The 20,615-nt window shown below is 39.2% G+C and carries 19 protein-coding genes, 2 rRNA genes, 1 riboswitch and 2 other annotated features; of the genes, 5 read left to right on the forward strand and 16 right to left on the reverse strand.

Annotation, left to right across the window (positions count from 1 at the left end; all coding sequences use genetic code 11):
- Positions 1-12 precede the first annotated feature (12 nt).
- From C7K42_RS11740 to C7K42_RS11755, 4 genes are read right to left on the reverse strand one after another with little or no spacing between them, the layout of a single operon-like run.
- Positions 13-504 (reverse strand): MogA/MoaB family molybdenum cofactor biosynthesis protein, encoded by a 492-nt coding sequence (locus C7K42_RS11740; protein ID WP_014125540.1) that lies wholly within the window; start codon positions 502-504, stop codon positions 13-15.
- Positions 505-507: 3 nt separating this feature from the next.
- A complete protein-coding gene (locus tag C7K42_RS11745; RefSeq protein ID WP_103091879.1) occupies positions 508-1,482 on the reverse strand; it encodes a sulfate/molybdate ABC transporter ATP-binding protein in 975 nt (324 codons plus the stop codon).
- 58 nt (positions 1,483-1,540) lie between these two features.
- Positions 1,541-2,221, reverse strand: a complete 681-nt coding sequence (gene modB / locus C7K42_RS11750) for a molybdate ABC transporter permease subunit (protein WP_094243209.1) — start codon at positions 2,219-2,221, stop codon at positions 1,541-1,543.
- 14 nt (positions 2,222-2,235) lie between these two features.
- Positions 2,236-3,210 (reverse strand): molybdopterin-binding protein, encoded by a 975-nt coding sequence (locus tag C7K42_RS11755; RefSeq protein WP_103091878.1) that lies wholly within the window; start codon positions 3,208-3,210, stop codon positions 2,236-2,238.
- 238 nt (positions 3,211-3,448) lie between these two features.
- Here C7K42_RS11755 and def point away from each other — a divergent pair, with 238 nt between their 5' ends.
- Positions 3,449-4,012, forward strand: a complete 564-nt coding sequence (gene def, locus C7K42_RS11760) for a peptide deformylase (RefSeq protein ID WP_103092071.1) — start codon at positions 3,449-3,451, stop codon at positions 4,010-4,012.
- 428 nt (positions 4,013-4,440) lie between these two features.
- On the opposite strand, the gene C7K42_RS11765 is transcribed toward def, so the two are convergent.
- The 4 genes from C7K42_RS11765 to C7K42_RS11780 all read right to left on the reverse strand — a co-directional run bounded on the left by C7K42_RS11765 (position 4,441) and on the right by C7K42_RS11780 (position 8,518).
- Positions 4,441-5,289, reverse strand: coding sequence for a MetQ/NlpA family ABC transporter substrate-binding protein (locus C7K42_RS11765; RefSeq protein ID WP_014125546.1), 849 nt, complete (start codon positions 5,287-5,289; stop codon positions 4,441-4,443).
- A 17-nt stretch (positions 5,290-5,306) separates the two neighbouring features.
- Positions 5,307-5,987: a methionine ABC transporter permease gene (locus tag C7K42_RS11770; RefSeq protein WP_094243207.1), complete on the reverse strand. Its 681-nt coding sequence runs from the start codon at positions 5,985-5,987 to the stop codon at positions 5,307-5,309.
- Position 5,988: 1 nt separating this feature from the next.
- Positions 5,989-7,035: a methionine ABC transporter ATP-binding protein gene (locus tag C7K42_RS11775; RefSeq protein ID WP_103083799.1), complete on the reverse strand. Its 1,047-nt coding sequence runs from the start codon at positions 7,033-7,035 to the stop codon at positions 5,989-5,991.
- 83 nt (positions 7,036-7,118) lie between these two features.
- Positions 7,119-7,354: a binding site (T-box leader), on the reverse strand.
- A gap of 39 nt (positions 7,355-7,393) precedes the next feature.
- Positions 7,394-7,628, reverse strand: a binding site (T-box leader).
- Between the two features lie 50 nt (positions 7,629-7,678).
- Positions 7,679-8,518, reverse strand: a complete 840-nt coding sequence (locus C7K42_RS11780) for a maltose acetyltransferase domain-containing protein (RefSeq protein ID WP_103083800.1) — start codon at positions 8,516-8,518, stop codon at positions 7,679-7,681.
- 193 nt (positions 8,519-8,711) lie between these two features.
- On the opposite strand from C7K42_RS11780, the gene C7K42_RS11785 reads away from it, so the two are divergent.
- The 4 genes from C7K42_RS11785 (at position 8,712) to brnQ (ending at position 13,268) form a co-directional block, all read left to right on the forward strand.
- Positions 8,712-9,011: a hypothetical protein gene (locus tag C7K42_RS11785; RefSeq protein WP_014125551.1), complete on the forward strand. Its 300-nt coding sequence runs from the start codon at positions 8,712-8,714 to the stop codon at positions 9,009-9,011.
- A gap of 99 nt (positions 9,012-9,110) precedes the next feature.
- Positions 9,111-9,281, forward strand: a riboswitch (Lysine riboswitch).
- 118 nt (positions 9,282-9,399) lie between these two features.
- Positions 9,400-10,998 (forward strand): ABC transporter permease subunit, encoded by a 1,599-nt coding sequence (locus C7K42_RS11795; RefSeq protein ID WP_014125552.1) that lies wholly within the window; start codon positions 9,400-9,402, stop codon positions 10,996-10,998.
- A gap of 10 nt (positions 10,999-11,008) precedes the next feature.
- The gene (locus C7K42_RS11800; protein WP_014125553.1) at positions 11,009-11,743 is read left to right on the forward strand and encodes an amino acid ABC transporter ATP-binding protein; all 735 of its coding nucleotides are present in this window, start codon (positions 11,009-11,011) and stop codon (positions 11,741-11,743) included.
- Between the two features lie 175 nt (positions 11,744-11,918).
- Complete coding sequence (gene brnQ / locus C7K42_RS11805; RefSeq protein ID WP_103092072.1) at positions 11,919-13,268, forward strand: branched-chain amino acid transport system II carrier protein; 1,350 nt, start codon at positions 11,919-11,921, stop codon at positions 13,266-13,268.
- A gap of 214 nt (positions 13,269-13,482) precedes the next feature.
- Here the strand turns inward: brnQ and C7K42_RS11810 are convergent, their stop codons facing one another.
- From C7K42_RS11810 to C7K42_RS11845, 8 genes are all read right to left on the reverse strand, one after another.
- Positions 13,483-13,851, reverse strand: coding sequence for a hypothetical protein (locus tag C7K42_RS11810; protein ID WP_014125555.1), 369 nt, complete (start codon positions 13,849-13,851; stop codon positions 13,483-13,485).
- Between the two features lie 22 nt (positions 13,852-13,873).
- On the reverse strand, positions 13,874-14,332 hold the full coding sequence (locus C7K42_RS11815) for a low molecular weight protein-tyrosine-phosphatase (RefSeq protein WP_014125556.1): 459 nt from the start codon (positions 14,330-14,332) through the stop codon (positions 13,874-13,876).
- A 23-nt stretch (positions 14,333-14,355) separates the two neighbouring features.
- On the reverse strand, positions 14,356-15,363 hold the full coding sequence (gene ruvB, locus C7K42_RS11820) for a Holliday junction branch migration DNA helicase RuvB (protein WP_014125557.1): 1,008 nt from the start codon (positions 15,361-15,363) through the stop codon (positions 14,356-14,358).
- Positions 15,364-15,396: 33 nt separating this feature from the next.
- Positions 15,397-15,990, reverse strand: coding sequence for a Holliday junction branch migration protein RuvA (gene ruvA, locus C7K42_RS11825; protein ID WP_103099736.1), 594 nt, complete (start codon positions 15,988-15,990; stop codon positions 15,397-15,399).
- A 201-nt stretch (positions 15,991-16,191) separates the two neighbouring features.
- Positions 16,192-16,647 (reverse strand): IS200/IS605 family transposase, encoded by a 456-nt coding sequence (gene tnpA / locus C7K42_RS11830; protein WP_014124664.1) that lies wholly within the window; start codon positions 16,645-16,647, stop codon positions 16,192-16,194.
- 197 nt (positions 16,648-16,844) lie between these two features.
- Positions 16,845-17,282, reverse strand: coding sequence for a peptide-methionine (R)-S-oxide reductase MsrB (msrB, locus tag C7K42_RS11835; protein ID WP_014125559.1), 438 nt, complete (start codon positions 17,280-17,282; stop codon positions 16,845-16,847).
- A 112-nt stretch (positions 17,283-17,394) separates the two neighbouring features.
- A 5S ribosomal RNA gene (rrf, locus tag C7K42_RS11840) occupies positions 17,395-17,510 on the reverse strand.
- A gap of 83 nt (positions 17,511-17,593) precedes the next feature.
- Positions 17,594-20,505: ribosomal RNA gene (locus tag C7K42_RS11845) — 23S ribosomal RNA — on the reverse strand.
- Positions 20,506-20,615 lie beyond the last annotated feature (110 nt).

The following is a 20,615-nucleotide window of genomic DNA, read 5'->3' on the forward strand; positions in this document are numbered from 1 at the left end:
ATCATTGGTTGACTAATGTTTATAAGCTTCATTTTGTCTATCCTGTATCAAGCCGATTGCATGAGGCAGCTGATCAATAATATAAGTTAATGATTCTTCTACTGCTTTAGGACTTCCCGGTAGGTTGATAATCAATGTCTGATGACGTATGACCGATACTCCTCGACTCAGCATTGAACGTTTGGTAATCTGCATACTAAAATTACGCATTGCTTCAGAAATTCCCGGTACATTCCTTTGTCCAACTGCTTGCGTAGCTTCTGGCATACAATCTCTTGGCGCTAGTCCTGTGCCCCCTGTTGTCAAAATTAAATCGGCATTTTTTTGATCGCAAATTCTTTTCATGGCTTTGATCAGTTGTTCTTTATCATCTGGCAACACCAATTGTTCACTAATTTTTAAGTCCTTTTGCTGACAAAGTTCAACAATTTTTTTCCCGCTGGTATCTTCACGTTTGCCCGCATAAGCACTATCGCTTGAAACGATAACTGCTACTCTATACATTTATTACTCCCTCGCTTTTAACAACTGAATATTTTCTGGCAGTACTGCCAATTTCCCTGAAAATGCCGCTTGTGCTTGTGATTTATCAACTTTCCACCAAATTGTTTCTTTAGCCTCTTGATTTTGACATAAGTGCTGTCGTTCAAAAAGTGTCTGAGCAGTATCAATCATTGTAGGAGAAAAAGAATTATCTACTTGTTGGTCGAAAGGATCATAAAAGTCATGTGCACGCACACCAACCCATCCAATATCGTCTGTAATTGTTTTTTCAGTTTTCAACTGGACTCCCCAATCACAGGCAAACAATTGATGCTCAGTGATTTTCTTTATGCGGGAAAAATTTTTACATCCTGTTAGTTTTGAAGTTGCCAAATGTTGCGGCTGTTCAAAAATCTCTTTTAAATCCCCTTTTTCAATTGTCTGTCCTTCATCTAAAATAACTAACTTTTCACATAATCGATACGCTTCGCTTCTATTATGGGTTACCATAATAACATCGCCTGAGAATTCAGCTAAAAAATTTTTCATTTCAATCTCTACTTTTTCCTTTAAAAAAGTATCTAAAGCTGAAAAAGGTTCATCTAACATTAATATTTCCGGTTCACTAGCCAGTAAACGAGCTAAAGCCACTCGCTGTTTTTGTCCTCCAGACAATTCTGCGGGATAAGAATCAGCAATTTCTTCTATATCAAAACGTTGTAGAAGAGATCTTACTTTTGTTTTTTTATTCCCTTTATTTTTCACACAGGAAATGTTCTTTCGAACAGTAAAATTCGGGAACAAAGCATAATCCTGAAAAAGATAGCCTACTTTACGTTTTTGTGGTTTTATGTAAATCCCTTTTTTATCATCAAATAAAGTACGTCCGTTTACTTTAATTACCCCTTTATCAGGAGTTTCAATGCCGGCAATACATTTTAAAATCATACTTTTTCCTGAGCCTGAAGCTCCTAGCAAAGCAGTATGATTAGAATTCATTGAAAAAGAGCTATTTAAAGTAAAGGAATTTAATTTTTTTCAATATTAATCTCCAAACTCATAGCTTTTTCCTCTTCATTCCTTTTTTATTACTTTTTAAAGTAATTAAATTCATTGCTACAACGACTACAAAAGAAAAGAGTACAATAATTCCTACTTCTTGATAAGCATCTTCCATTCTTCCAGCAGCTACCGATGAATAGATTGACAATGGCAATGTCCGAGTTTTTCCTGCAATATTGCCAGCAATCATCGCCGTCGCGCCAAATTCTCCCAATCCTCTAGCAAAAGATAAAATCCCTCCAGAAAGAATACCTGGTGTGGCAAGTGGTAACTGTATCTTAAAAAATATATAACTCTCTGATAAACCAAGTGTTTGTGCTGCGTAACGATAATTTTTGTCCACTTGTTCTAATGCTCCCCGAGCAGAGCGATACATTAAAGGAAATGAAATTACGATGGCAGCTAATACCGTTGCACTCCAAGAAAAAGCGATTTTCCAAGAGAAGTATTCCAAGAAAAAACTACCAACAGGTCCTTGAACACCAAAAATATATAATAGAAAAAATCCAGCAACCGTAGGCGGCAAAACCATAGGGAGCGTCAAAATACCATCAATCGTCATTTTCCAATAGTCATTTTTCATTGAAATGACTAATTTAGCAGCTACTATGCCCAGAAAAAAAGTAATAACACCAGACACAGCTGCGGTTCTCATAGATATAATAAACGGTGACATATAAGACTTCCTTTCTACAACAGACCGCCGCAACCAAGTGAAGCAATATCTGTAAAAGATAGCTTAATATCAGCCATCACACGCGGCAAAATTAAGTCAAAGACTGTTCTGGCTGAAAACATAACGGCTCCTGGAAGTCCCATCACAGTTGCTCCATTATCTAAATAAGACAAAGCAAACATAGATCCTGGTAAAACAGGTGTGCCATAACAAATGAACTGCTCACTTGTATTTTGTATTGCTGTCGGTGTACAATCATCAGCATCAACACTCATTCCTCCTGTGCACAAGATGATATCGCATCCCTTATTTTTCATTTCCTTGATAGCTTGTTCGATCATTTCTAGTTGATCATCAACAATTTTAGTTGCGATAATCTCAGCTGGAAAAGGCGTAATTTTCTTTCTTAGTACCGGCTCAAAACCATCTTTGATACGTTTATAATAGACTTCGCTACCGGTTGTTATAATGCCAATTTTTTTAAAAGTAAATGGATGTAATTGTAGTAAAGGCCTTTTTCCGATATGTTGTTTTAGATCCTTTAATTTGTTTTCCTCCATAACAAGTGGAATAATCCGCATACCTGCAGCAACTTCTCCTTTTTCCAGCGAATAAAAATTTGGTTTTGTCGCAATCATCGTTTTTCCAGTTGCATTCACTATCTCTAATCGTTTTTGATCAACTGTTAAAACTCCTTGTTTTTCAGCGATAGCTTCAATTTTCCCCTCTTTTATTTCAGAAGGCACCAAATGCTCACTATTACACATTTGAAAAAGATATTGTGCCGCTTCTTCTTCATGGATCATCCCAACTTGCTTTTCACCGACATAAATATGAGCTTTTCCCATATTTAGTAATATGGCTACATCTTCTTTGGTTATAACATGGCCTTTGCGAAAACGTGGCCCCTTTTTTTCCTTAGGGATAATCTGAGTCATATCTTGCCACAAGGTCATCCCTACTGCATCCTCTACAGCAATAATTTTCACTGCTGCCACCTCCTTATATGATATGCTTGTTTACTATTATACAATTAGATTATCACGATATGACCAATAAAGACAGCGCTAACTAAAAAATAATTAAACATAAGAGGAGCGTTTTGCTTAAATTTTTACTTTTTAGCGCAAACATTTTTCACGCCACTACTATTTTTTTGTGTTAAACTAACACTTGGGCAAAGAAAACCTACATATGAAGATATAGTTGAGAGGAGTTTGGTCATCAATGATCACAATGGATGATATTATTCGTGAAGGTCGTCCTACTTTACGAAAAGTGGCCGAAGAAGTCACATTACCTTTAAGTGATGAAGACAAAAAATTAGGAAATGAACTGATGGAGTTTCTAGAAAATAGTCAAGACCCCCAAAAAGCTGAAGAGTTAGAACTACGAGGTGGTATTGGTTTGGCTGCTCCACAAGTGAATGTTTCAAAACGTATTACCGCTGTTTTAGTTCCAAGTTTGGACCCTAACGTCGAAGAACCTGAATTTAAGGATGTTTTATATAATCCAAAAATTTTAAGTCACTCTGTACAAGGCGCTTGCTTAGGCGAAGGTGAAGGCTGTTTGTCAGTAGATCGAGATGTCCCTGGCTATGTGGTGCGTCAAGCAAGAATTACTTTACGTTATTATAATGCCGAAGGTGAAAAGAAAAAAATTCGTCTGAAAAACTATCCAGCAGTTGTTGTACAACATGAACTTGATCACTTAAACGGTGTTCTTTTTTATGACCATATCAACGAAGAAAATCCATTTGCACTAAATGAAGGTGTATTAGTGATTGAATAAAAAAATTCATCAACCGTAATAAAAATTAGCGGTTGATGAATTTTTTATAATATCAGATATTTTGTTCTTTCTAGGAAGAATTGGCCCTAACTTCCCCTGATAAAGGCCCACAAATCAAGTTAGTGGACCAAAAGTAATGAAACTAAGGGACAAGATGCTTACTATTGGCCCTTACTCTAGGTTAGCATGGACCAATTGTCTCACTGGTGGCCCTTCTTTTAAGTATCTTGGGGCCATTTTTTTGCCTCACTGGCTAAAATTTGCCTTAAACCATTTAAAGAAAGAATCGTAGCTTCTAATTGTGGTTCGCAAAAAACTAAAATCACAAATAGCTAACATAAGCCATTTATCGTTTATTCTGCCTTCCTGTTTCTAGCTAAATAGTGTCTTGCTAAGTCACAAAATAAACGATAGCTAAATTTTCTTTCCTATTTTCTGCCAAATTCTTCCCATGCCGGAATATCTGCACCATTTGACGTTTCTTCGATCACTTCTTTTGTCTCTTCTGATTGGTAAGCATCGACAACTTTTCGATAGACTTCGTTGTCTTCATCTTCTTTTCTTGCTGCGATGATGTTCACGTAAGGACGTGAGGTATCATCTACCGGCTCTAGAAAAATCGCGTCATCATTTGGTGAAAGGCCGGCATCCACTGCCATACCACTATTAATTACAGACGCATCAACATCTTCCATCGCACGCGCAGTTTGCGATGCCTCTAATTCCGTAATTTCTAAATCTTTCGGATTGGCGGTTATATCAGAAACTGTCGGATTTTGTGCATCTTCGTCAAGTTGGATCAAATCAGCCGTCTGTAAAAGTTTCAAAGCGCGCCCACCATTTGTTACATCATCAGGTATGGAAACTTCTGCGCCGTTTTCTAGTTCTTCCACATCTTCAATTTTTTCGGAGTAGATTCCTAAAGGAGCATTCACAGTATTTCCAATAGATACCAGATCAGATCCTCGTTCATCATTATAATTATCCAAGAAGTCTTGATGTTGGAAAGAATTAAGGTCGATATCACCGTTTTCTAAGGCTGTATTGGGCTGACTATACTCGGTGAACTCTACATATTCTATATCTATCCCCTCATCTGCCAAACGGTCTTTTACATCATCCCAAACATCCGTATCTGCTCCGATTACACCTAGATTAACTGTCGTATCTTCTGAAGTACTTTCTGCTGCTTCTGAATCACCTTGTCCACTACTGCACCCAGTAATAATAAAAAGAGCTGCAAAAGCAAAAGCTAACAAACTTTTTCTTTTTTTCATTTAACATTCCTCCCAATTTAATGACTCACTTTTTTGATTAACCAATTACTAATTGCCTGGCTGATAAACACTACGATCAAAATGATAATCAAAGCGACCCAAGTCACATCTGTTTGGAAACGATTATAACCTCTAGTAACGGCTAAGTTCCCTAGCCCCCCAGCACCAACAGCACCTGCCATAGCTGTCAAGCTAATCACATTAATAATTGACAAGGCTGAAACTCGAATGATTCCAGGTAATCCCTCTAATAAATACACTCGGAAAATAATGCCGATTGGACTCGTTCCCATCGCTTCTGCAGCTTCAACTACACCCGGATCAACTTCTAGTAAAGCTACTTCCACTTGTCGCGCGTAAAAAGGGACTACACCGACAATCAATGGTACTAAAGCGGCAGTCGCACCAATGGAAGTTCCTACAATAAAACGTGTGACTGTAACCAACAATGCTAACAAAATAATAAAAGGTATAGAACGGACAATATTGACAATTTGATCTAAAATATTAAAAAATACACGTTGTTCTAATATCCCTCCAGGTCTAGTAACAACTAACAAAATACCAAAGAACAGACCCAAGACACCTGCAATTAAGGAAGTATAAACAGTCATATATATGGTCTCTTGCGTTGCTTCAATAAACTCATCAGGGATTTCCATGACATTAGGTAAATATTCTTCAAGTATAGCTTGCATATTAAAGGCCTCCTTCGGTTTGTTTTAGCACGTTGACATATACGCCTTCATTGACTAAATACTCATAAGCTTTTTGTCTTTGTTCCAAAGTCCCTGATAGGGTCACAATTAAACTTCCTAAAGGGGTATCTTGAATAATTTCAACATTACCATACAAAATATTAGTAATGACTTGAAATTGGCTATATAACTCCGCAATCAACGGTTCACTTGTTTGATCGCCTACATAAGAAAGTTCAACTAGCCATTCATTTTCTCCCAACTTCGAAAAACTAGTACTCCCAAGTATGGTATCCAAGGCTTGGTCAATATGCGTTGCTGTTCGAATAAAATCTTTAGTCAACGGTTGTTCTGGCTTACTAAAAATTTGAATACTTTCGCCATGTTCAATAATTTTTCCATCTTCCATAACCGCTACTTTATTGCAGATTTCTTTAACAACTTGCATTTCGTGGGTGATTATAACGATAGTTAGTCCTAATTGCTTATTTAATTTTTTTAGTAAATCTAAAATCTGTAAGGTAGTTTTGGGATCCAATGCACTAGTAGCTTCGTCACATAATAAAATTTCTGGATCATTTGCTAAAGATCTGGCAATTGCCACCCGTTGTTTTTGTCCTCCAGATAACTGGCTGGGGTAGGAATTGATTTCTGCTGACAGTCCCACTAAATCCAACAATTCATTTACTTTTTGACGACGATCTTCTTTTGAAACACCAGCATATTTTAAAGAAAAAGCGACATTATCAAAAATAGAACGATGGTTCATTAAATTAAAATGTTGAAAAATCATCCCTATTTTTTTACGTCTAGCTCGTAGTTCTTTTGGTTTTAACGTTGTATAATCCGTCCCATTCACTTCCACTGTGCCTTCTGTGGGCTGTTGCAATAAGTTGATCACCCGGACCAAGGTACTTTTACCAGCGCCCGAATAACCAACAATGCCATATACATCTCCTTGATCCACTGAAAGATCAACATTTCTTACAGCAGGGATTTCTCGATTCCCTTGACGAAAAGTTACTGATATATCTTTTAATTCGATCATTTTTATCCTCTCCTCATTCATTGATGAAATTCATTTGTATTTTATAAAAAAAGTCCTCAAGAAAACAGCTTCTTCCTTGTTTTCTTGAGGACGCTTAAAGCGCGGTACCACCTCAATTAAGCTGTATAAACAGCTTCTTCTCATCTGTACATATCTGTACACATTAGCAAAATATCGGTTGCCCCGTCATCTTTTTGTTATATTAACTTAAAGATGAATCACTCGATGGCCATTTTCAATAAGCTATTTTCCTCCTTCTCAGCTATCGGAGTTTTCTGTAAAAAAATCGCCTATTTACTTACCATGTCATTGTTATTTCCTATTAAAATAAAAAAATCCTTTTACCAGCCTGAGCCAGTAAAAGGACGAATATTCGTGTTACCACCTTTTGTTCAGAAGTTAAACCTTCCCTTAGTCCGACATTTCATGTTTGAAAGATCGGTGTTCTTTTTAACGGTTGAACCTCCGAGTATGCCTACTTATCGACATACTATCCTCCCAGGCCATTTTCAATTTTTCATACTTAACTCTTCTCACCAACCAGAGTCTCTCTTTAAAGAATCCAAATTTACTTCCCTGCTCTACAGATATTATTTTCTTATTAATGTGAACAATGTATCGTATCTCCAAAGGAATGTCAATATTAATCTCTAAATTTTTCTTCCATTTCTTGCGTATGCCTCAAAAGATCTTTGAAAGTCTTTTGAATGATCTCTTCATATGCAGGGTTGGTCACAGCTTTTTGGACGTGTGACAATATCTTTTCATAACGTTCTGATGTAAAAAAATCTGTGTCATCATTCGTTTTTGTCTGTAAAATATTACTTACAGCTGCTATTCTTTTTTCTAACAATTCAACAACTTGCCAATCTAAGTCGTCAATAATGTCTTGTTGCTGCTCTAATGGCGTCGCTTCTTCTGGATCTAGTTCAATTGTTTTGATAACTTTGGCTGGATTTCCAGCGATCACTACGTTATCAGGGTAAGATTTGGTTACCACGCTGCCTGCGCCCACAACAACATTATCACCTAGAGTAACCCCCGGTATTATGACAGAGCCTCCACCGATCCACACATCATTTCCTATCGTAATGGGCTTTCCGTCTTCTAGACCACTTTTTCTTTTGATAGGATGCAGTGGATGGGAGGCTGTATATAGTTTAACATTAGGTGCTAACATGCAATTATCACCAATGGTAATAGGACAAATATCAAGTAACACGCAGTCGTAATTCGCATAAAAATTTTCGCCCACAGATATATTATAACCATAATCAAAACGAATTGTTTGCTCAACATGGAGGGAGTCACCAACACTACCGAATGTTTCTTTTACCCGTTGATTGCGGCGTTTGCTGTCATCTTCATGGTTAATTAAAATCTGCTTCTTTCTGGCTGCTTTCCTATCTGCAGCTAATTCTGGGTCAGCCGAAAAGTATAAATCTCCAGCGATCATTTTCTCTTTTTCACTACGTTCAGGCATCTTTTCCTCCCGTCAATCACTTATTAAAAGTTTTTCAATGACAATTTCTCTATCTATCATACAATAACTACATCCGTTTGTCTTGGACTTTAACCAAGCAAATTTGATGAAAAAATTCACAATTTTTGTGACAACTTATATAAAACATGATAAAATTACTTTGATTGAAATAATAAGCGAGGTGAACAAAATTATGTTAGCAGCTTTTATATATTGGGGTCTTATTTTGATTAATATTGCTTGGCTAGCCCTTAGTTTATACTTTTCTATATTCTATCTTGTTCGTAAAGAAAATGGAAACTTATGGGTTTTTGGACTTTTGAATGTTCTTTCAGCAGTTGTGCTCTGGGTCACAATGTTAATTTATCATACTTGGGGCTGGGGTATCACGCAATATTCAAGTCTCATTTATTTGATTTTAGGTCTTTTAATTGGATTAACAGTCATACAAGCTATTTTGGGACGTGAGCCAAAAAATCCAAAAACGGCATAAGTTATAAAAGTGTTTAATATTTAAGCTGATTTTCAGTTGACAACTACCCTTTTTTCTTCTAAAATCAGAGCGAGTCAAAATTTGAATAAAAGTTACCTTTGAACAGGTAGAGGTCGCAAATTTCATTAACCCTATGGAGTGAAGCAACATGTAGAAATAGGTCTAGGGAAATTAGCCGAAACGGTTTTTCATTGCTTTGAATCATCGTTGGGGCGTAAGTAAACAGCTTGCGTACTGTCTTAGCACAAGCTAAGGTGCGCTATGTTTTGTGAGAAGTTTGTTGACAAATTGTCCGCAGTCGTTTTCCAATCATGGAGTACGGCTGCTTTTTCTTTGCGTTGCTTGTATTTTCAAATATATTGCACAAAAAAAGAGGGGGAATGAAAGTATGAGGAAAAATTATTGGCTATTATTAGTTTCTTTATTTATGGTGTTGTTTGCAGGTACAATTACTGCAGATGCAGATGAAAAAACGCCTGACGATCAATTTAGAGTAGGAATGGAAACATCCTATGCGCCTTTTAATTGGACGCAAACCAGCGATGAAAATGAAGCCGTGCCTAAAAGCGGTGATTCGAGTTCCTACGCAGGTGGTTATGATGTCCAAATGGCTAAAAAAATCGCTGAAGGAATGGATAAGGAATTAGTTGTTGTCCCGATCGAATGGGATGGTTTAGTTCCCGCTTTAAAATCTGGAAAAATTGATGGCATTGTCGCTGGTATGTCACCTACAAAAGAGCGACGGGAAGAAATTGACTTTACTGATCCATATTATGAATCAGATTTGGTTACTGTAACTCGTAAAGATAGTGAATATGCCGACGCAAAATCACTCGATGATTTAAATGGTGCAAAAATCACTGCTCAACTAAATACCTTTCATTACTCTGTTATTGATCAAATTCCCGGTGTAGACAAACAACAAGCACAAGATGATTTTTCTGCCATGCGTGTCGCTTTATCTTCAGGAATTATTGACGGCTATGTGAGTGAACGCCCTGAAGGGATTACTGCAACCAATGTAAATGACGATTTGACCATGATCGATTTTGATGAAGGAGAAGGCTTTGAAACCGCGCCTGAAGATGTTCAGGTAGCTGTTGGTTTGCGTAAAGGTGATCCTGATGTGTCCACTGTAAACGACATTTTAAGTGGAATTTCTCAGGATGAGCGAACCCAAATTATGGATCAGGCAGTAGAAAACCAACCTTCATCTTCAAGTGATAGTGATGATGAGGAGGAATCTAGTGGTGGATTGTTTGCGACATTTGGCGATATTATTTCACAATACGGTACGCTTTTCTTAAAGGGTGCTGGTATGACACTGCTCATCGCGGTTTTCTCGACAATTGCCGGAACAATAATCGGCTTATTAATAGGTGTTTTTCGGTCTTTACCTGATTCGGAAAGTCCTCTTTTAGCTGTATTGCAAAAAATTGCCAATGGTATTTTACGTATCTATATAGAGATCTTTCGTGGTACGCCTATGATGGTACAAGCAATGGTTATCTTTTATGGGGTCGCCCTACTATTTTCAATTGATATGAACCGAACAGTAGCGGCTTTATTGATCGTATCTGTTAATACGGGGGCTTATATGTCTGAAATTGTACGTGGTGGGATTTTTGCAGTCGATGATGGACAATTCGAGGCCGCTCAAGCAATTGGCATGACCCATGGACAAACCATGCGCAAAGTTATTTTGCCACAAGCAATTCGAAATATTTTACCAGCAATCGGCAATGAATCCGTCATTAATATCAAAGATACAGCAGTACTAAGTGTTATTAGTGTAGGGGATCTTTTCTTCCAAGGTTCAGCTGCCGCTGGAACAAATTTACTGTTTTTCCAAACCTTTACCATCGTAGGCGCAATTTATTTGGTTATGACCCTAGCAGCTACCGGGTTATTACGTCTTATGGAAAAGAAAATGGACAGTCCCAATTCCTATACAAAAGTAGAAGAAAGCACCACAGGTCACGAATAGGAGGTCACACATGTCAGCGATTATCGAACTTAAACACTTAAAAAAGAATTTTGGCGAAAATGAAGTATTAAAAGACATTTCAACGACGGTAAATAAAGGACAAGTTTTAACCATTATTGGTTCTTCCGGTTCTGGAAAATCCACCTTATTACGTTGCATCAATTTATTGGAAAAACCAACAGATGGACAAATCCTTTACAAAGACGAAAATGTGTTAGAAAAAGGATATAATCTACCAAAATATCGTACGCATTTAGGCATGGTCTTTCAATCCTTTAATCTATTTGCCAACATGGATGTATTAGAAAATTGTACAACCGGACAAACGACGGTTTTAAAAAGAAAGCCTGAAGAAGCAAAAGAGATTGCGTTAAAACATTTAAAAAATGTTGGAATGGACCAATTTGTTTCTGCTAAACCAGCTCAATTATCTGGCGGACAAATGCAAAGAGTAGCCATCGCTCGTGCTCTTTGTATGAACCCAGATGTCTTGCTTTTCGATGAACCAACATCGGCTCTTGACCCAGAAATGATCGGTGAAGTATTAAAAACGATCCAGGATCTAGCAGAGACTGGACTGACTATGGTCATTGTTACGCACGAAATGAGTTTTGCTAGAGATGTTTCCGATCGAGTGATTTTCATGGATCAAGGCCTTATCGCCGAAGAAGGAGCGCCGACAGAGTTATTTGATCATCCAAAAGAAGCACGAACACAAGAATTCTTAAAACGAATTCGTTCATAAATAACAAAAAAGAATTGAGACAAAAATCTGCAGTAGTGCGGAAAATACTAATGTTTCAATTCTTTTTTGTAAACAAATAATTTAGAAAATAAAAAAAATTTCTTCTTTTCTAATTGCTATTTCTTGTTGATTTTGTTAAGTTGTTAGTTATAAAACGTGAAAGAAGTTGGTTTATATGGAAAAAAAGCTATCATTTAGAGATTATTTAACCATTGGTTCCATGCTTTTCGGCTTGTTTTTTGGTGCAGGAAATTTGATTTTCCCCGTTCATTTGGGCCAGGAAGCAGGCGCAAATGTCACTGCTGCTAACTTAGGTTTGTTAGTTACAGGTGTTGGTTTACCTTTTTTAGGAGTTATTGCAATGGGGGTTTCACAAAGTAGCGGTGTGTTTGAATTATCCTCAAGAGTCAATAAGCCTTATGCTTATATCTTTACTATTTTGCTTTATTTGGTCATCGGTCCTTTCTTTGCGCTACCGCGTTTAGCTACGACTTCTTATGAAATTGGGATTGCCCCTCATATCCCAAATGACCAGCAAGGTCTAGTATTAGCAGTTTTTAGTATTTTGTTTTTCATAACGGCTTGGTGGTTTTCCAGAAAGCCTTCAAAAATTTTAGATTATGTTGGTAAGTTTTTAAACCCAGTCTTTTTAGTCTTACTTGCAATTTTACTACTATTAGCATTTGCTAATCCCTTAGGAGACGTTGCTAACGCTCCAGTACAAGCTAGTTACCAGAGCGGTGCCTTTTCAGGTGGTTTTATCGAAGGTTATAATACCTTAGACGCATTAGCTTCATTAGCTTTCGGGATTCTAATTATAGAAGCAATAAAAAACCGGGGTATCAAAGAACCCTCGACAGTTGCAGTAGATACGATAAAATCCGGTACTATTAGTATCATATTGATGGGAATTATTTACAGTCTTTTGTCTTACATGGGAACGATGAGTCTAGGAGGATTTTCTGTTAGTGAAAACGGTGGTGTTGCTTTAGCACAACTTTCGCAACATTACTTAGGGACTTATGGTAGCATTATCTTAGCGTTGATCGTTATTGTTGCTTGTTTAAAAACAGGAATCGGTTTGATCACCTCATTTTCCGAAACCTTTTCAGCGCTATTCCCTAAAGGAAATTACATGTTTTTTACTATACTAGTTAGTGCAATGGCTTGTTTATTTGCTAACGTTGGTTTAACAAAAATCATAGAACTAGCTACACCTGTCTTGATGTTTTTATATCCTTTAGCAATGACATTGATTATCCTAGCCATTATCGGCCGACTATTTAATAACGATCCTCGTGTATATCAAATTACTACTTTATTTACCTTAGTGGCTTCCATTATTGACGGTTTAAATGCTGCACCAGCCGTTGTAAGTCAAACAGGATTTGCTCAAACACTTATCCAATTAGGCGAACAATATTTCCCACTATTTGCAATCGGCATGGGTTGGGTTTTACCAGCATTCATCGGTTTTATTATCAGTCTAATCTGGTATGCAATCAATAAAAACAAGCATGCTTGACTTAACAAATGATCTATTTTCCCCCATCAACTTTTTGGTGGGGGATTTTTTTATAAAAAAATCCCCGTTGGCGTTTAACCAACGGGATCGGAGTTAAATGAAAAGTGAAAAAGTTGTTTAAGTTTATCTGCAACTATGATTATAGTGTAAAGAATAGTTGTGAAGATTTTATGATAAAATGTTATTAAAAAATATAAATTAGATAATCATCCATTTATCTTGCAAATTTCACGTTCTCTCCGGTTGGCGTTAAAATACTGATTTTATCAATCCTGTCCAATGAGATCATACGAGTTAATTGCGAATTATTTCTTAACTTTATTGCAATTTGGTCTTTATTTATCGTTTTTCCAACGACCCATCCGACTAGTACTTCAAATTTATCAACTTTTTCCGTTTTTAATTGGAGTACTAATAAACTATTTTGTACCTTGGCTTCCTGTAATTTTAACTGGATATAAGCTAGTTTTTCTTTTTCCACACGTTTATCATGGTCATCACTTAAAAAAGTATCTAATAATGTGGCAGAATATAGTTGGATAAATTTTCCCAGTTTATTTAAAACTTTAGGCTTTTTTTCCATACCCTATCTTCCTTTCTTGTCCTTAAGACCCTTCTTTAAACCGATTTAACCATGGCTTCATACCTTCCATTAACATTTGATACGTCTTTTCAAATTGACCCGAGTACCATGGATCTGGAATTTCTTGCTTTTGTTTTCCGTTAACAACTTCCATATATAAATGAACCTTATTCGCTGTTCCTTGTGGTGCCCGAGCAATTAAATCAGCTACATTCTGATGATCCATTCCAATAATCCAATCAAATACATAATAATCTTCATCCGTTATCGGACGTGAACGCATTGAAGAAAAATCGACGCCTTCACGTTTTAAAATCGCTTGCGTTCCGGGATGCGGTAAATTCCCCTGTTCCCAACTACTAGTCCCTGCTGAATCAATGGGTAATATGTGTCCTCTTGCTTTGCTATATTGTTTCATTAATCCCTCTGCCATAGGCGAGCGACAAATATTTCCTAAACAGACAAATAAAACTTTTTGCATAAATTTCTCCTTTATTTTATCTCTTATACAAATTTATCTTGATAAGGATATTGGAAATGTTCATAAGAACGAGCTGTAGCAACTCTTCCTCGCGGCGTACGTTTTAAAAATCCTTTTTGAATTAAAAATGGTTCATACATATCTTCTACAGTTTCCCGTTCTTCTCCAATGTTTACCGATAATGTATTTAAACCAACCGGCCCACCTTCATATAATTCAATCATCGTCTTGATTAACTTTTGATCAATATAATCTAGTCCTTCATTGTCCACCTGTAACAAAGATAAAGCTTTATCCGCTATTTTTTGATCAATCACGCCATCAGCTTGCACTTGCGCAAAATCGCGAATTCTTTTTAGTAAACGATTAGCAACGCGAGGAGTACCACGAGAGCGACGGGCAATTTCTATAGCCCCTTCATGAACAATTTCTGTTTGAAAAACAGAGGACGAACGTAAAACAATTTCTTTTAAGTCTTTTTCCTCATAATACTCCATATGAGAAATAATTCCAAAGCGATCTCTTAAAGGAGCTGAGAGCATACCCGCTCTAGTTGTAGCACCAATTAAAGTAAAAGGTGGTAAAGGAAAATGCACCGGATGACTTGTTGTACCTTGCCCCACCATGATATCAACATAGAAATCTTCCATGGCAGAGTATAACATCTCCTCAGCAACTCTTGGTAGCCGGTGGATTTCATCTATAAATAATACATCACCAGGTTCTAATTCATTCAATGTAGCAATTAAATCTCCCGGTTTTTCAATAGAGGGGCCACTTGTTGTACGTATATGTACTTGCATTTCATTGGCGATCACCATTGCCATCGTAGTTTTTCCTAAACCAGGTGGGCCATATAACAGGACATGATCAAGCGCTTCTTCTCTATTTTTAGCCGCTTGAATATAGATCTTCAACTCTTCTTTTACCTTATCTTGCCCAATATATTGTGATAATAACTGGGGACGTAATGATTTTTCATAAAGTTCTTCTTCCTGACTTGCGTTTGGTGATCCCATCCGTTCTGCCATACAAGACCCTCCTTTCATTCAAATAAACGCTAATTACTTCTTCATCATTATCTTCAAGGCTTTTCTCAAATATTCATCTGTCGTCATTGCCTCTTCTTCTTTTAACGACTTATAACTCTTTTTAACTTCCTTTTCAGTATAACCTAACGCTTGTAAAGCTTCCATAGCTTCTTCTAAAGCGGAATTTTCTAAGGAAGATTGGTCTGTATTTTGGTTTGTTGCTGGTGCTTCGCCAAGCTTTCCTTGCAAATCCAAAATTAATTGTTGGGCGGTTTTTTTACCCACACCCGGAAACTTCGTTAAAAAATTAATATCAGAAGATTCTATTGCTGCAATCAAACCTTCATGATCTTCATTTGCCATAATTGCTAGACCACTTTTAGGCCCAATTCCAGAAACACTGATTAATCGTAAAAATAGATTTTTTTCTTCAAGGGTATTAAAACCATACAATGTATGCGCATCTTCACGAATGACTTGATGTACAAAAATTTTCACTTGTTGATTAACTTGACTACTATATTGATAAGGATTTCCTGCAGCAATTTGATAACCAACGCCATTATTTTCCAGAACAATATACGCTGGGTGGATCTCTGTTAATTTACCGATAATATATTCGTACATAGTTTTTCCTTTCTGCACGTATGTTCCCTTATTATAACACAAAACCATATAAAATCATAACCACCCTTCAAAAGGGTGGTTTGCTCTGGGGCTATAAGCCCCCAATACTAGCCAGCGTCTCAAGGCGCTGGCTTTCACTTTGTTCAAGCCACACTGGTTTTGTCGCTTTTGCTACCTCTCAAGAGGTGTTTTTATCACTCTCTAACCCTTAAAAGGGTCTGCATATTCTCGAACACTTAGTTTATCTAAGGCCATATCATGTTTTTCTTGCTCTTGAATATATTTCTTGATGGTTGCCTCATTAAGACCCACTGTGCTCACATAATAACCTTCTGCCCAAAAATGACGATTCCCAAATTTGTACTTCAAATTGGCATGTTTATCAAACATCATCATGGCGCTTTTTCCTTTTAAATACCCCATAAAGCTAGAAATACTTATCTTCGGTGGTATACTTACGAGCAAGTGAACATGATCGGGCATCATATGTCCTTCTAGGATTTCTACACCTTTATAACTGCACAATCTTTTGATAATCTCTTGTAGACTTGCTCTGTATTGATTATAAACAATTTTTCTTCTATACTTGGGGGTGAATACAATATGGTATTTGCATAACCATTTTGTATGGGCTAAACTATTTGCTTTGTTAGCCAACTGAATCTCTTCCTTTCATTACCATGTAGCCTGAACAACTACATTGTAACGCTAGTGAAGAGATTTTTTTAGTATAACTTTTTCCTTTCCACCCGCATAGCGGGTGGTTTTTTGTTTCGCACGCTACGCGAGCTCAACCCGGTCTAAAGACTTAATAAAAAAATCGCTCCAAATTGGAGCGATCATAAATAATATTTTTATTCAACATATTGGACGTAATCTTTGTAACCCTTATCTTTCATTTCAGCTAGAGGAATAAATGATAAAGCAGCTGAATTAATACAATAACGCAAGCCACCATCTTCTTTGGGACCATCATTAAAAACATGACCCAAATGTGAATCAGCTTGTTCACTTCTTACTTCGGTGCGTGGTTGGGCTAAAGTAAAGTCTGCCTTTTCCTGTATGCTTGAGCCAGGTATTGGTTGAGAAAAGGATGGCCAGCCACACCCTGCATCATATTTTTTTGCTGAAGCAAAAAGTGGTTCTCCACTTACTACGTCAACATAAATTCCTTTTTCATAAAAATCATCATATTCTCCTGAAAAAGGACGTTCTGTCGCATTCTCTTGTGTCACTGCATAGGCAGTAGAAGAAAGTTGTCCTTTTAAATTATTTTTTGTTTGTTTAAACATTTACTCACCCTCTTTAAATACATTTTCTCTTGTTTAAATCAATTTGTCTAATATTACGCTTTTTTAATACAAAAAAAGGATTCCAGCGATTGGAATCCTTTACCTTTATCTCGCGTGGCGATGTCCTACTCTCACAAGGGGAAGCCCCTCACTACAATTGGCGCTAAGAAGCTTAACGACTGTGTTCGGCATGGGAACAGGTGTCTCCTTCTTGCCATCATCACCACACAACTTGACGTTGAGTGAACCTTTTGGTTCCCTCAAAACTGGATGAAAAACAACTTCTCGCTTCACCGAAAATCCAAACCTTTGTGGTTAAGTCCTCGATCGATTAGTATTCGTCCGCTCCAACCCTCACGGGTCTTCCACTTCGAACCTATCTACCTGATCTTCTCTCAGGGATCTTACTTTCTTTTAGAAAGGGGAAATCTCATCTTGAGGGGGACTTCACGCTTAGATGCTTTCAGCGTTTATTCCTGCCCTACTTAGCTACCCAGCGATGCCGTTGGCACGACAACTGGTCCACCAGCGGTAGGTCCATCCCGGTCCTCTCGTACTAAGGACAGCGCCTCGCAAATTTCCTACGCCCGCGACGGATAGGGACCGAACTGTCTCACGACGTTCTGAACCCAGCTCGCGTGCCGCTTTAATGGGCGAACAGCCCAACCCTTGGGACCGACTACAGCCCCAGGATGCGACGAGCCGACATCGAGGTGCCAAACCTCCCCGTCGATGTGGACTCTTGGGGGAGATAAGCCTGTTATCCCCAGGGTAGCTTTTATCCGTTGAGCGATGGCCCTTCCATGCGGAACCACCGGATCACTAAGCCCGACTTTCGTCCCTGCTCGAGTTGTTGCTCTCACAGTCAAGCTCCCTTCTGCCTTTACACTCTTTGAATGATTTCCAACCATTCTGAGGGAACCTTGGGGCGCCTCCGTTACTTTTTAGGAGGCGACCGCCCCAGTCAAACTGCCCATCTGACACTGTCTCCCGCCACGATCAGTGGCGCGGGTTAGAGTGGCCATAATGCAAGGGTAGTATCCCACGGATGCCTCCTTCGAGACTCGCGTCCCGAATTCTACGGCTCCTACCTATGCTGTACATGCATCACAGACACCCAATATCAAATTACAGTAAAGCTCCATGGGGTCTTTCCGTCCTGTCGCGGGTAACCTGCATTTTCACAGGTACTAAAATTTCACCGAGTCTCTCGTTGAGACAGTGCCCAAATCGTTGCGCCTTTCGTGCGGGTCGGAACTTACCCGACAAGGAATTTCGCTACCTTAGGACCGTTATAGTTACGGCCGCCGTTTACTGGGGCTTCAATTCGTACCTTCGCTTACGCTAAGCACTCCTCTTAACCTTCCAGCACCGGGCAGGCGTCAGCCCCTATACGTCATCTTACGATTTTGCAGAGACCTGTGTTTTTGATAAACAGTCGCTTGGGCCTATTCACTGCGGCTGCTCGTTAGAGCAGCACCCCTTCTCCCGAAGTTACGGGGTCATTTTGCCGAGTTCCTTAACGAGAGTTCGCTCGCTCACCTGAGGATACTCTCCTCGACGACCTGTGTCGGTTTGCGGTACGGGCCATTACCTTCTTGCTAGAAGTTTTTCTTGGCAGTGTGACGCCAGAACTTCGGTACTTAAATTTCCCTCCCCGTCACAGCTTGTCGTTGACAAGAAAAAGCCTTTGACTCTTTCTCCGATTTACTGCTTGGACAGACCTTTCCATTCGTCTGCTTTCTTTTGCCTCCTGCGTCCCTCCATCACTCAAATGAAGATAACAGGTACAGGAATATCAACCTGTTGGCCATCGCTTACGCCTTTCGGCCTCAGCTTAGGTCCCGACTAACCCTGGGCGGACGAGCCTTCCCAGGAAACCTTCGTCTTACGGTGGACAGGATTCTCACCTGTCTTTCGCTACTCATACCGGCATTCTCACTTCTAAGCGCTCCAGCCGTCTTCTCAGTCGACCTTCACCGCCCTTAGAACGCTCTCCTACCAAAACACCTAAGGTGTTTTCCACAGCTTCGGCAGTATGTTTAGCCCCGGTACATTTTCGGCGCAGGGTCACTCGACTAGTGAGCTATTACGCACTCTTTCAATGATGGCTGCTTCTAAGCCAACATCCTAGTTGTCTAAGCAACCCCACCTCCTTTTCCACTTAACATACATTTAGGGGCCTTAGCTGGTGGTCTGGGCTGTTTCCCTTTCGACGATGGATCTTATCACTCACCGTCTGACTGCCAAGGCTCAATCAATGGCATTCGGAGTTTATCTGGATTCGGTAACCCAAGACGGGCCCCTCGTCCAAACAGTGCTCTACCTCCATCATTGCTTCCTTGACGCTAGCCCTAAAGCTATTTCGGAGAGAACCAGCTATCTCCAAGTTCGTTTGGAATTTCTCCGCTACCCACATCTCATCCCCGCACTTTTCAACGTACGTGGGTTCGGTCCTCCAGTGCGTTTTACCGCACCTTCAACCTGGACATGGGTAGATCACCTGGTTTCGGGTCTGCGCCGTCTGACTCAACGCCCATTTCAGACTCGCTTTCGCTGCGGCTCCGTCTTTTCAGACTTAACCTCGCCAGCCAGCGCAACTCGCCGGTTCATTCTGCAAAAGGCACGCTATCACCCATTAACGGGCTCTAACTCCTTGTAAGCACACGGTTTCAGGATCTCTTTCACTCCCCTTCCGGGGTGCTTTTCACCTTTCCCTCACGGTACTGGTTCACTATCGGTCACTAGGGAGTATTTAGCCTTGGGAGATGGTCCTCCCGGTTTCCGACGGCATTTCGCGTGTCCCGTCGTACTCAGGATCCGTTTACGAACCTGACAGTTTTCGCCTACGGGGCTCTTACCCGCTTCGGCGGCTTATCCCAAAGCCTTCGGCTAACCGTCCTGTCCGTGTATAAACGTCCTACAACCCCAGAATGCAAGCATTCTGGTTTGGGCTGTTCCCGTTTCGCTCGCCGCTACTCAGGGAATCGATTTTTCTTTTTCTTCCTGCAGCTACTAAGATGTTTCAGTTCACTGCGTCTTCCGCTTGCCTGCTATGTATTCACAGATCAAGCCGCATTCTATTAAAAATGCGAGGTTTCCCCATTCGGAAATCTCTGGATCCAAGCTTACTTACAGCTCCCCAGAGCATATCGGTGTTGGTCCCGTCCTTCATCGGCTCCTAGTGCCAAGGCATCCGCCGTGCGCCCTTTCTTACTTAACCTGACTTGACCTTGCGGTCAAGGGTTTCTCGAAGGTTCTTGCTTTGAGCGATCAAAGCCCTTCGAACATGTGCGTAAACTTCGTTAAAAAACGTGTTCAACGCGGATTCTC

Origin of the sequence: Tetragenococcus halophilus subsp. halophilus DSM 20339, assembly GCF_003841405.1 — a bacterium.
Lineage (GTDB): Bacteria > Bacillota > Bacilli > Lactobacillales > Enterococcaceae > Tetragenococcus > Tetragenococcus halophilus.

Coding starts and splice junctions, on each gene's coding strand:
- C7K42_RS11740 (WP_014125540.1), bottom strand. CDS start 504: ATGTATAGAGTAGCAGTTATCGTTTCAAGCGATAGTGCTTATGCGGGC.
- C7K42_RS11745 (WP_103091879.1), bottom strand. CDS start 1,482: ATGAATTCTAATCATACTGCTTTGCTAGGAGCTTCAGGCTCAGGAAAA.
- modB (WP_094243209.1), bottom strand. CDS start 2,221: ATGTCACCGTTTATTATATCTATGAGAACCGCAGCTGTGTCTGGTGTT.
- def (WP_103092071.1), top strand. CDS start 3,449: ATGATCACAATGGATGATATTATTCGTGAAGGTCGTCCTACTTTACGA.
- C7K42_RS11765 (WP_014125546.1), bottom strand. CDS start 5,289: ATGAAAAAAAGAAAAAGTTTGTTAGCTTTTGCTTTTGCAGCTCTTTTT.
- C7K42_RS11770 (WP_094243207.1), bottom strand. CDS start 5,987: ATGCAAGCTATACTTGAAGAATATTTACCTAATGTCATGGAAATCCCT.
- C7K42_RS11775 (WP_103083799.1), bottom strand. CDS start 7,035: ATGATCGAATTAAAAGATATATCAGTAACTTTTCGTCAAGGGAATCGA.
- C7K42_RS11780 (WP_103083800.1), bottom strand. CDS start 8,518: ATGCCTGAACGTAGTGAAAAAGAGAAAATGATCGCTGGAGATTTATAC.
- C7K42_RS11785 (WP_014125551.1), top strand. CDS start 8,712: ATGTTAGCAGCTTTTATATATTGGGGTCTTATTTTGATTAATATTGCT.
- C7K42_RS11795 (WP_014125552.1), top strand. CDS start 9,400: ATGAGGAAAAATTATTGGCTATTATTAGTTTCTTTATTTATGGTGTTG.
- C7K42_RS11800 (WP_014125553.1), top strand. CDS start 11,009: ATGTCAGCGATTATCGAACTTAAACACTTAAAAAAGAATTTTGGCGAA.
- brnQ (WP_103092072.1), top strand. CDS start 11,919: ATGGAAAAAAAGCTATCATTTAGAGATTATTTAACCATTGGTTCCATG.
- C7K42_RS11810 (WP_014125555.1), bottom strand. CDS start 13,851: ATGGAAAAAAAGCCTAAAGTTTTAAATAAACTGGGAAAATTTATCCAA.
- C7K42_RS11815 (WP_014125556.1), bottom strand. CDS start 14,332: ATGCAAAAAGTTTTATTTGTCTGTTTAGGAAATATTTGTCGCTCGCCT.
- ruvB (WP_014125557.1), bottom strand. CDS start 15,363: ATGGCAGAACGGATGGGATCACCAAACGCAAGTCAGGAAGAAGAACTT.
- ruvA (WP_103099736.1), bottom strand. CDS start 15,990: ATGTACGAATATATTATCGGTAAATTAACAGAGATCCACCCAGCGTAT.
- msrB (WP_014125559.1), bottom strand. CDS start 17,282: ATGTTTAAACAAACAAAAAATAATTTAAAAGGACAACTTTCTTCTACT.